This window comes from Spirochaetaceae bacterium, from assembly GCA_009784515.1.
Lineage (GTDB): Bacteria > Spirochaetota > Spirochaetia > WRBN01 > WRBN01 > WRBN01.
In genome coordinates, this window is record WRBN01000068.1 from 1 (window position 1) to 10,809 (window position 10,809).

General features: G+C 43.6%; 10 protein-coding genes and 1 pseudogene. 6 read left to right on the forward strand and 5 right to left on the reverse strand.

The window, feature by feature from the left end; genetic code table 11:
- Positions 1 to 1,261 (forward strand): hypothetical protein (locus tag FWE37_07470; protein ID MCL2520820.1); only part of this gene is annotated, 1,261 nt, incomplete at its 5' end.
- Here FWE37_07470 and FWE37_07475 read toward each other — a convergent pair.
- The gene (locus FWE37_07475; GenBank protein ID MCL2520821.1) at positions 1,258 to 2,871 is read right to left on the reverse strand and encodes a hypothetical protein; all 1,614 of its coding nucleotides are present in this window, start codon (positions 2,869 to 2,871) and stop codon (positions 1,258 to 1,260) included. The genes FWE37_07470 and FWE37_07475 overlap by 4 nt on opposite strands.
- 79 nt (positions 2,872 to 2,950) lie before the next feature.
- On the opposite strand from FWE37_07475, the gene mazG reads away from it, so the two are divergent.
- The 5 genes from mazG (at position 2,951) to FWE37_07500 (ending at position 6,934) form a co-directional block, all read left to right on the forward strand.
- Positions 2,951 to 3,718 carry a nucleoside triphosphate pyrophosphohydrolase gene (gene mazG, locus FWE37_07480; protein MCL2520822.1) on the forward strand — a complete coding sequence of 256 codons (768 nt, stop codon included), beginning with the start codon at positions 2,951 to 2,953 and terminating at the stop codon, positions 3,716 to 3,718.
- Positions 3,719 to 3,878: 160 nt separating this feature from the next.
- Positions 3,879 to 4,595 (forward strand): hypothetical protein, encoded by a 717-nt coding sequence (locus FWE37_07485; protein MCL2520823.1) that lies wholly within the window; start codon positions 3,879 to 3,881, stop codon positions 4,593 to 4,595.
- A gap of 65 nt (positions 4,596 to 4,660) precedes the next feature.
- Entirely contained in the window at positions 4,661 to 6,202 is a 1,542-nt protein-coding gene (locus tag FWE37_07490) for a YifB family Mg chelatase-like AAA ATPase (GenBank protein MCL2520824.1), read from the forward strand.
- Between the two features lie 133 nt (positions 6,203 to 6,335).
- Complete coding sequence (locus tag FWE37_07495) at positions 6,336 to 6,518, forward strand: type II toxin-antitoxin system HicA family toxin (GenBank protein MCL2520825.1); 183 nt, start codon at positions 6,336 to 6,338, stop codon at positions 6,516 to 6,518.
- 8 nt (positions 6,519 to 6,526) lie between these two features.
- The gene (locus FWE37_07500) at positions 6,527 to 6,934 is read left to right on the forward strand and encodes a type II toxin-antitoxin system HicB family antitoxin (GenBank protein MCL2520826.1); all 408 of its coding nucleotides are present in this window, start codon (positions 6,527 to 6,529) and stop codon (positions 6,932 to 6,934) included.
- Between the two features lie 7 nt (positions 6,935 to 6,941).
- On the opposite strand, the pseudogene FWE37_07505 reads toward FWE37_07500, so the two are convergent.
- The 4 genes and pseudogenes from FWE37_07505 to FWE37_07520 form a co-directional block, all read right to left on the reverse strand.
- Positions 6,942 to 8,321 (reverse strand): annotated as a pseudogene (locus FWE37_07505) (ABC transporter substrate-binding protein).
- 193 nt (positions 8,322 to 8,514) lie between these two features.
- Entirely contained in the window at positions 8,515 to 9,036 is a 522-nt protein-coding gene (locus FWE37_07510; protein MCL2520827.1) for a hypothetical protein, read from the reverse strand.
- 66 nt (positions 9,037 to 9,102) lie between these two features.
- Positions 9,103 to 9,819, reverse strand: a complete 717-nt coding sequence (locus FWE37_07515) for a DUF2259 domain-containing protein (protein MCL2520828.1) — start codon at positions 9,817 to 9,819, stop codon at positions 9,103 to 9,105.
- Positions 9,820 to 9,899: 80 nt separating this feature from the next.
- Positions 9,900 to 10,809 (reverse strand): DegT/DnrJ/EryC1/StrS family aminotransferase (locus tag FWE37_07520; GenBank protein ID MCL2520829.1); only part of this gene is annotated, 910 nt, incomplete at its 5' end.

Genomic DNA, 10,809 nt, shown 5'->3' on the forward strand with positions numbered 1-10,809 from the left:
CCTAGATGTAAGCCGGCTTACCAATTTAGCTAGGCTGTGGCTGGGCACTAACGAACTAACGAGTTTAGATATACGCCGGCTTAGTAATTTAGTTAGGCTAGATGTACGCAATAACCGGCTAACCCGTTTAGATGTCAGCAATAATAGTAATTTAACCGAACTTATTGTCCAAGAAAACCTACTAACTAACCTTAATATGGGTCATAATAGTAATTTAACGGGGATTTGGGCGGGCGATAACGAGCTAACGGCCCTAGATGTAAGCAGGCTTATAGGCTTAACGACACTTAATGTAAGAGATAATCAATTAACCGGCTTAGATGTAAGAAATCTTACCCATTTAACCATGCTTTACATTAACGGTAATAATTTACGTACGATAGATGTGAGTAACAATAATAATTTAATCGAATTTTCGGTAAACGATAACCACTTAACAACCTTAAATGTGGATAACCTTACCAATTTAACTATGTTAGAGGCCGGTAATAACCAATTAACTACTATAAATGTAAGTAATAATATAAATTTAGAAGGGCTTTATCTTTACGACAATTTATTAACTAACTTAGATGTAAGCCGTAATATAAATTTAACGGTGCTTGCCTTGCCTAATAATCAGCTAACAAATCTTAATGTAAGTAATAACCCTCTTTTAATCGAACTTGCCGTAAGCGATAACTTATTAACCACTTTAGATGTAAGTAACAATATTAATTTAACTTGGCTTTGGGCAAGCCATAATAGGCTAACCAGCCTTAATGTTAATAATTTGACCAACTTAGTTGCGCTTCAGGCTACAGATAACCAATTAACCACTATAAATTTAAGCGGCAACCTTAACTTAAGCCGGCTTAGTTTAAGTAATAATAAGTTATCTAGCTTAAATTTAAGCAATAATATTAATTTAACCGGCCTTTGGGTAAATTTTAACCTTTTAACAATTATTAATATTGATAATAATATTAATTTAGCCAACTTTAGTGTGGGCAGTAATTTGCTCACCAGCTTAAACGTAAGCAATAATGTTAATTTAGTTGGGCTTTGGGTGTGCGATAACCCTTTAACCAGCCTTAATGTAAGTAATCTTATCCATTTAACGCTACTCGATGTAGCCGATACTCAGCTAACCGGCCTTAACATAACAACCCTTACGGCTTTAACCGAGCTGCAAATAGAAGGCAGCCCGCTGAGCGAGCAAACGATTATAGGTTTTAGGGCAGGTATTATCGCTCCGCACCAGAGTCCCGCCGATGATTAAAAAGAGATAAACAAGCCGGTCTCTAACATAACACGCGATAAGCTGGGTTTATTAAGGATAATCCGGCCGTTTGCGCCAAAGTAAAACGAGGTAAAACTGTTTAAGGCCAAAAAGTTGCGGCTTTGCAGGGTAAGAGCCATTTGGGCTAAGCTGGAAAACCCCCAATGGCGCGAGCTGTTTTCGTTGGGTGTAAAAGTGCCTTGTGGCTGCGAGTGGTTGCGGTCGATGTGGCCGGAAGAGGCCAGATTATCGCTGCCTAAAAATAGCAGCCCCAACCGGTTTTCGCTAAAAATTTGCCTGTTTTGCCACGTGGCGGTAAACTCCGTTAAAAAACTATCGGGGCCGTAGGCAAATCCTAAGTAATTTTCCATTATATAAAAATCGCGGTTGTCGCCGGTATGTTGTAAACTATTAAAAAAAGTAAATTTTCCTAACGGGTCATCGTGGTGGCGGCGGTAAAAATAGCGCGAAACATAAACAAATTGTAAGCTTACCACCAAGCCGCTCTCAAAAGCTAGGGTGTCTTCTCTCATTATACGGTCATAAGGGCCGCTCTTAACCCCGCTAAAAAGCTCGTCGCCGGCAAAAACTTGCCAATCTAGCCCCACATAAAGACCGATGGAGTTAGGGTGCGTCTCTACCCCTTCCCAACCCAGCTGCCAGTCGTCAAGGCTAAACTCGCCGTACACCCGCAGGTTATTAAAGCGGCGCTCTACATCTAGGGTTATGGCCACATTACCGCTTAACCCACCTAAATCGAGGTAGGTATTGTGCCAAATCATAAAGGGGTTAGCCAGCCAAAAGGTAAGCGGTAGCCCGCTAACGACAAAACTTTCGGTAAGGCCAATTTTAAAGTTACGGCTGCTAAAAGCTATTTTATGCACTAAAAAATAGCGCGATATTTGCTGTAGCATACTGTCGTTTTCAAACCAACGGCTTGCGGCAGGGTTAGCGACGGCGGCTTCTTTATTCCAAGTAACAAAGTTGTTTAAAGCAAGACCGTCATCGCTGGCCCCAATAAAGTAATAAGAAAAACGCGAATTTTGGCCGATACGGGGCCTAATACCAAAAAAAACTCCGTCTAAAAAAGGGTTATCGCGCCCTACCACCAAGCTATAATCGCCGGGCCCTAAGGCCATCCGCCGACGGCCGACCGACAGGGTGATAAAATCGGTGTCATAAGCTATGTAGCCGGCCAGAGGGACAGTGGTGTCTAGGCCATCAACAAAGCCGCCTTTACCTAGCGGCAGGCTAGACCAAGCAAAATTATCATTATATATCATAAAGGTTTGAATTAAATCGAGCGCAAAGTAAAAATCGAAGTTACGGTAGCTAAAATCAAAACCAATGGTGTAAAATTTATTGTGGTTAATAAAATCGATATAATTAAAGCGGTTTAACGAGTTATCTGTAAAGTTGGCGGTGCTGGCTCTGGCGGTGGTAAAGACATCGATAAAAGCAAAACGCCGTAAAAAATTAATATAAGTACTAAGTTCTTCGCTAAGGGTAGGAAGATGGGGGTTATTGTTTGTTTGCTGGGCAAAACTAGGCCAAGCTGCCAACATAAAAGTTGCTAATAATAAATGGTTAAAAGATAGTTTATTTTTCATTATTTTTATACTTTAAGTTATCTACTTAAATTTAAACCAAGAGCTAGCTATTTTTTTTATTTTATTTTACAATAGAGTAATGTATTTTGAAAAACTTTGCAATACTTTACAGCAGCTTAGGGGCGAAAATGGCTGCGCTTGGGACAAAGCCCAAACGGCCGTGAGCTTGCAGCCAAATTTGATAGAAGAAAGTTACGAACTAATAGACGCTATTAATAATAACGACACCGCCAATATTAAAGAAGAGCTGGGCGACCTTTATTTGGTAGTTACCATGCTGGCCACCATTTTTGAGGAGCAAAAGCTTTTTACCCTCGATGAGGCTTTAGAGGGAGTAACGGCTAAGCTTATCCGCCGCCACCCGCATGTTTTTGGCAATGTTACGGCGGTTTCGCCGGAGGAAAGTTTGGCTATTTGGCAAAGCCAAAAACAAAAAGAGCAAGGCCGTACAGACGATGGGTATTTAAGCCGGGTAGGGCGCGGCTTGCCGCCGCTGGAACGGGCCTTGGCTATCGATAAAAAATTAACGAAGGCCGGTTATCATTTTGGCAGCCCTTTAGAGGCTATCGCTAAAGTAGAAGAAGAACTGGCCGAACTTAAAGCCGAAATTGCGGCCGGTAATGCGCAAAACATTAACCACGAGCTGGGCGACCTGTTATTAATTACCGTTTGTTTGGCTAACCATTTACAAGTTAATCCCAGCGAAGCCCTTAATTATGCCAACAATAAAGCCGTTAGCCGCTTTAATTTTGTAGTTAAAAAATTAACCGAGCAAGGCTTAGCTTTAGAGCGCGCTAACCTTGATAAAATGGAAGAAGCTTGGCAAGAAGCCAAGAGCAGGGAATAGGTAATAACTAATAGATATTAATTAATAAAGGCCGCAAGGCGGTTTTCTTTGGTTATTACTTATTAATTGTTACCTGCCCCTTTATGTTAAAGGTAAAGGAGCCGTTTAGCCGATAATATGTTATATTAATTAAGCTAAGCTTTAAAAATTAGGGGTGGTTATGGAATATCAGGCTAAATTAAAGGTATTATTAACCTTTTTAATATTTCTTTTTACAGCGTTATCGGTTGGTTTGGTTTTGCTCGCTTTTGGTGGTAATAGCCATTCAGGGTTAGGCGGCGCCAGCTTTATTAGCGGCGGCAATGCCGTTGTTGTACCGGTTACTCCAGTTAATCCGCCCGCTCAGCCCGAGGTATCGCCTCCGGCGGCGGTAACCCCCAGCGAAGTTGTTACGCCGCCGCCGGCTACGGGAGTTACCGATGTCGCCCCGCCGGCAGCGGTGGTTCGGCAGCCGCCGCCTCACTCCGAACGCCGTGTTATCGCCCGCCATCATGTGGTTAGCGGCGACACCGTTAGCGGTATTGCTTTTGCCAGATGGGGGAACGCTTATTTATGGCCCGATTTATACATTAATAATGTGTGGCGCAGCGACGACCCCGACCTGATTTTCCCCGGCGAAGTGGTAGATATTTTTAATCGGCTTGGTCCTAACGGCCGCTTTACGGCCGAAGAAATTAATGCCATTAACGAGGCTTACATCCAAGTTTATAATATGTACCGTGCCTTAGGAACATTACGGGATAACTCGCGCATATGGACGCTTACGTCGGCGACCAGAGCTATCCCCGATTTTTTAGAGCGTAACAGCGGCCGCCTTGACGCTGCCGATGTGGCTACCGCCCGCCGCCATCTAGAAGAAAGCAGAGCCTTAAGATAATTTATTTTGGGTTAAAATAAGCTTGTAGCCTAGCTTTTTTACCTGCTTTAAGTTACAATACGGCTATGCAGCTGTGCGCTTATGCTTTAAAGGGTTACGATGGCCTACTGGTAGAGATAGAAATAGATTTGCGGCGCGGTATACCGGGCACCGAGATTATCGGCCTGCCCGATAGCGCCGTTAAAGAGGCCAAAGAGCGCGTGCGCGCCGCCATCAAAAATAGTAACTATAATTTTCCGCGTGAGCGGTTACTCATCAATTTAACCCCGGCTAACATTAAAAAAGAAGGCGCTCATTTCGATTTAGCTATAGCCTTAGCCATTTTACAAGGCTCCGGCGATTTAGAGCTAAGTGAAGATTTTAACGACAAAGTCCTAGCGCTGGGCGAGCTGGAATTATCGGGCCGTGTGCGTGCCGTGCCGGGTATTTTGGCGGCCTTAGCCACCGCCCTTGAAGAGGGTGTGGAGTATTTTATTATTCCTCATGAAAATATGGCCGAAGCCGAAGCTATCGTCAGCGGCCGTTACTTTGCCGTTAAAAATCTTACCGAAGCGTGTGAGGCCGTCAAGCACTTAAGCGCAGGGGCGGCTCCTAGTAATCAGGCCGCCGGGGTTACGCACTTGGTTAAACCGACCGAAGATAGCTTCGATTTTGCCGATATTAAAGGCCAGCTTCATCTTAAGCGTGCCCTCGAGGTAGCGGCGGCAGGCAAACACAATTTATTTTTATTTGGCCCGCCGGGCAGCGGTAAAACTTTATCAATGCGGGCTTTGCCTTCTATCTTACCAGATTTAAATCATAGCGAAAAATTAGAGACTAACCGTATTTATAGTTTACGCGGCGAGCTAACCGATGGCCTTATCCAGCGGCCGCCCTTTAGGAGCCCGCACCATTCGGCCAGTAGCGAAGGTATTATTGGCGGCGGTAAATTTGTTATGCCCGGTGAAATTAGTCTTGCGCATAACGGCGTACTTTTTTTAGACGAAAGTTTTGAGTTTGGTAAGCATCTGTTGCAAAACCTACGCGAACCGCTGGAGGCCAAACGTATTACCTTAGCGCGGGCCGGGCAAACGATGTGGTACCCCGCCGATTTTCAGTTAATGCTTACCGCTAACGTTTGCCCTTGCGGCAGCTTGGGCCGTGCCGATAAGGTGTGCCTATGCAGCCCCAACGAGGTAGCGCGCTACTGGAAGCGGCTGGGCGGTGCGGTGCTGGATAGGGTAGATATGCGCCTGCCCGTTAAACCGGTTAGCGCCGAAGAGCTGCTAGGCGAAGCCGGCGAAAGCAGCGCCGCAGTTCGTGCCCGGGTGGAGGCGGCCCGCCGCCTGCAAAAAGAAAGGTATTTAAAATTACCTTTTAACTATAACTCGGCCATTGGCCCGGCCCATATTAAAGAGTTTTGCCGGCTGGATAACGAGGCCGAAAAGGTTTTTTTGCTGGTAGTTAAAAAGCTGGAGCTTTCCAGCCGAGCCAGTCATAGTGTGCTTAAAGTAAGCCGTACCATCGCCGACCTTGCCGCCAGCCGGCCTATTTTACCGGAACATATCCTCGAGGCCGCCAGTTATCGCCGTTATGGCGATAATGATTTGTATTGGACGAGCATATAAGGCTTGACATTTGAGGCTTATTGCTTTATTGGCCTTGCAGAACCAATAAAGGGGCCTTGGGTACTTTAATTTAGGGTTATCACGCCAAAAAATAACCATTGACAAAGCAAGGTATACATTGTATAATACGGTTATGAACGGTAAAGAGATGATTAAATTATTAACTAAAAATGGCTATAAATTAATTCGTATTACCGGCTCTCACCATATACTTTATAAAGAGGGCGAAAAAGAGCTGGTGGTTCCTGTTCATGGCAAAAAAGATTTAAGAAAAGGTCTTGAAATAGCTTTACTTAAAGACGCTGGGCTAAGATAGGGGGCAGCATGATTTACTACGCAAAGGCAAATAAAGCCGAAGAAGGCGGTTATTGGATTGTTTTTGATGATTTAGCCGGTTGTTATACAGAGGGAGATACTTTAGAAGAAGCTTTATTTATGGCCGAAGAAGCTTTAAATTTGTATCTTAGCTGTGCTTCCGCTATCAAGGCTCCTAATAATTATGAGGGCCGGCAGGATTATTATGCTGTTAAGGTTTACCCGCACATAGCAACGGCTTTAAAGCTGCGCTTTATGCGCGAAGCGTTGGGTTTAACTCAGGGTGATGTGGCGGGGCGGTTAAATATTACTTACCAAGCTTACCAAAGGCTCGAGAACCCAGCTAAAAATAATATTACTATAAAAACTATTGATAAAATCCAAAGAGCTTTAGGGATAGAACTGGTAGCTATTTAATAATAAATTAAAATACGTAATCATCTCGCAACCTTATACCTACCCAAGTGTGTAAGCCACGGTGGTTCGGCTGCCAGCTTTCCCATTTGTTTAGGTTGATTAAATTGGCGTAAACATAAGTAAATAAAGGGATTACGGCTTGATCTTCCAGCACCAGTATCCTCTCGGCTTCGCTGGCTAAGGCGAACAGTTCTTCTAAGGTGGCGGAGGCTTCGGCTTGCCTTAAGAGGCTGCTAAAGTTATGGTTATGATAACCGCGCAAGAGCTGACCACCATCAAAGGGAGTTAAAAAGATTAATGGATTAGGAATATTTGCTATAGTAACTCTTAAGTAAAAATTAAAACTAGGCATTTCGTTAAAAAAATTATTCCATTCAAACTGAGCGGTTTCTACCTGTATGCCCAGCTCGTTTAACCAACTTTGAGTAATAATGTTAAGTACAGTAGGTACGGCGCCAGATTGAGAACCGGCTAAAGTAAAGGTGGGTAGCCCTTCACCGGCGGGGAAGCCGGCTTCGGCCAATAATTGCCGTGCCAGCTCTGGGTTAAAAAATTGCGGCGGTGGAGTAGGAGATTTATGAGGAAGCCATATATCCCGATGGGGATAATTTGGTAAGGTTGGCGGTACGATTCCTTGTAAAGGAGTGAAATAAGAGTTAAATTGCCAAAGTTCATCACGCGGCAAGGCTAAAGCTAAAGCCCTGCGCACCCGTACATCACTTAAAGGGCCATTGTGGTTAATATATATGGCATAGCTAGCCATAATTTCTTCGGGCTGCCAAAGCTTTTCATAGCTAGCGCGGGCTTTTTCTGTTTGCGGTCTAGCCGGAGCGTGAGGTACCCAATCGACCTGCCCACTGGCAATAAGGTTAAATAAAGTATAATCTTGCTGGGGAATAAAATTTGTATGCATAGAAACTATAAGGCGGTCTATGTGCACATTAGCCCTATCTCAGTAATTAGGGTTAGCCAATAAGGTAAGGCTGCCATCGGTTTTCAGGCTGTGTAATTTAAAGGGGCCGCTGCTTACATGGTTTTGGGGCAAATGCCAGCGCGAGCCATGTTGCTCTATAATATGTATGGGTAAGATATAAAAACGAATAAGTTCTTCTGCTATAAAAAGTCTTGGCTGGCTATAATTAAACCTTAAAGTGCGCTCATCAATTATTTCGGTACTTACAAAGGTGTTATCAAAGCGGCCGGTAAAGTACCACTTACTGGCCGCCACCGTTAAACTGTTAATAGGGTAGCCATCGCTAAAGCGTAGGTTAGGCCGTAAAGTAAAAGTTATGCTGGTATTATCTGCATTAATTTGCCAGCTTTGGGCAAGGCCGGGAATAATATTACCGGCCTTATCAAGACGGACGAGCCCCTCGTAAAGGGCCATAAAGACTATATTCTCAGTAGTGCCGTTTCTCTCAAAGGGGTGAAGTGAGGAAAGAGGTACCCAATGGCCTACCCTAAAAGTAACACCCTCAAAACTATCATGAGCTTGGCAAGCCAGCATAACAAGGGGTAAGGTTAATAAAAAAAATTTCATTTTGACACCTCATTTTTTTTATTAATAATCTCTCATTACTTTAAAAATAACTTAAAAAATTATCTCTTATCATATTTTGTAAATTATCTTGGATATTACTGCTTTCGCGTAGTTCGTTAAAAATAGCTACATCGATGTATTTAACAAACAGTTCGCGCTCTATAGTTATTTCTATTTCATCATTACTCCATAAGGCACGGCTGGGGCTAAGGTCGGTCGGCTCGCCGTAATTAGCCACAAAGGTTTGGTAAATGGTAAAAAAATCGAGCATATTGGGGTTAAGCTCTAGAGTAATGTTGTAAAGCCTATCGTTGTAAAACAAAAAGAAAGCCCGGTGGATAAACCCGGCGCCGCGCACTTCGATGGCGGTGCTGTCCTCAAAGAGCATAGAGGCATCGGGCCGGCCGCGATAAAGAAAAAAAGTGTCGTTAGCTAAAGCCTCGCGCACCTCTTCCATCGAGCTGCCTAAAACAATATTACGGTACCCATTAGGCAAGGCTTCTTGGGCTAACAGGTTAGTACTAAATAAGATTAAAGTGATTAATAAAAAATATTTGTACATCTTTCTCCAACTCATATTGATGGTAAATAGGCGGATATACAAGCCGCTTCTAAGGGTGGTAACCTGCTAACGAAAGTTGACGGTTTCTACCATATAGCGGATATTAGGCGAGCCCGATGGGCTAAATTCGCGCCTAGCCACCACAAAAACTAAACTATTGCCGCCGGGCGCTAAAATTATTTGCTCAATGGCGTAATCTATCACGCGCTGCCTGACAAAGTTAGGCAACCCAACCCGATGGCTACGGCTAATCCCGGCCGAGTTAGTTGCCGTTACATCGATAAAAAAGCTGGAGCTTACATTGGCCCCGTTGCCAAAAGTGTTTTCTTGCAAATTGATATGAAAAGTATAACCGCTTTCAAAGTCGCGGAACTGTAAAACGTTGGCCGGGCGGGCAAGATCGTTCCTTAAGCTTTCGCTTAAGCTGGAATTTACATAGATAACGCGCCCTTTTTGGTTAAAATCAATATTATGCTGCCGCCGCAGGTTAGCTAAACGCTCGATAAGTTCAAACAAAGTACCGTCGGCATTATCGCCTAGTTGTAAGGCGGTAGGCCGGGTGTTGCTATGAACGCCGCCCGGCACAAAAACATTACGCACTACATCAACAAAAAAAACATTAGCAAACGTTTCGTTATTGTCGGTAGAGTAGCCGTGCTGGGCAAAGGCAAAGTGGCTGCCATTGGGTGAAAAACCCAAATTAACAAAACGCGCTACATCACCGGCCCATAACAACGAGCTTGAGATAAATAATAAAAAAAATAATAGGCCGTAATGTTTCATTAGTTATCCTTTCTTAAGTAACTATCGGCGAATTATAGCTTAATTATTAACAGACCCCAAAGTTTAGCGGTTACTTGCTTTTAAGCCAGTTGCTTTAAGGTTTTGCTGACATAATCTAGCTGCTGAGGGCTAATATTATTAAAAAGCGGCAGGCTAATAACCCTATTATAGTTATGATAAGCCACAGGATAATGATTGGGGTTATAACCTAAATTTTTGTATAAAGTTAAGCTTGGTAATGGTTGATAGTGCACATTAGCGGCAATGCCTTGCGCACGCAGCCGGCTAATTAAAATGTTGCGTTTTTCTTCGGTATAATTTTGCAGGCGTAAAAGATAAAGATGATAAGAACTTTCGTTTCCGTCATTACTCAATAAAGGTAAAATAAATACGCTCTCATTAAAGCTGCCGTTATAATGTAAGGCGGCGGCTTTACGTTTAGCCAAAATAGCGGGGTAACGATTAAGCTGGCTTAAGCCAAGTGCCGCCGCTATATCAGTTAAGTTACATTTATAACCGGCCAGCTCGATGTCGTACTCCCAGCCGGTTTGCTTTTCGAGGGCGCTTTTGGTTTGCCCGTGCATACTTAACAACCGAAGCTCGCGGTAAAAATTTGGCCAATATTTTAAAGCTACTTTACTTATTTGTAAAGCTCCGCCTTCAGCGGTGGTTAAATTTTTAACGGCATGAAAAGAAAAAGCCGTTAAGTCGGCATAACTGCCGCTGGGTTGTCCCTGATAAGTTGCCCCTAAACTATGGGCGGCATCGGCAATGATAGCTATGCGACCTAAAACTTCCTGCCGGTTATTGGCGGCTTTAAAAATATTTTTATGTTCGTGGGCTATTTTAAACAATTGCCGGTAATTACAGGGCAGTCCGGCTACATCTACCGGGATAATGGCTTTGGTATGGGCCGTAATGGCTTTAGCTACTAAATCGGTATTAAGGTTAAAACTATCTTCCTCAATATCTACCATAATGGGTTTAGCA

Bases quoted from the DNA above. Each gene is read 5' to 3' on its own strand.
- FWE37_07475 (MCL2520821.1), bottom strand. From the start codon at position 2,871: ATGAAAAATAAACTATCTTTTAACCATTTATTATTAGCAACTTTTATG.
- mazG (MCL2520822.1), top strand. From the start codon at position 2,951: ATGTATTTTGAAAAACTTTGCAATACTTTACAGCAGCTTAGGGGCGAA.
- FWE37_07485 (MCL2520823.1), top strand. From the start codon at position 3,879: ATGGAATATCAGGCTAAATTAAAGGTATTATTAACCTTTTTAATATTT.
- FWE37_07490 (MCL2520824.1), top strand. From the start codon at position 4,661: ATGCAGCTGTGCGCTTATGCTTTAAAGGGTTACGATGGCCTACTGGTA.
- FWE37_07495 (MCL2520825.1), top strand. From the start codon at position 6,336: ATGAACGGTAAAGAGATGATTAAATTATTAACTAAAAATGGCTATAAA.
- FWE37_07500 (MCL2520826.1), top strand. From the start codon at position 6,527: ATGATTTACTACGCAAAGGCAAATAAAGCCGAAGAAGGCGGTTATTGG.
- FWE37_07510 (MCL2520827.1), bottom strand. From the start codon at position 9,036: ATGTACAAATATTTTTTATTAATCACTTTAATCTTATTTAGTACTAAC.
- FWE37_07515 (MCL2520828.1), bottom strand. From the start codon at position 9,819: ATGAAACATTACGGCCTATTATTTTTTTTATTATTTATCTCAAGCTCG.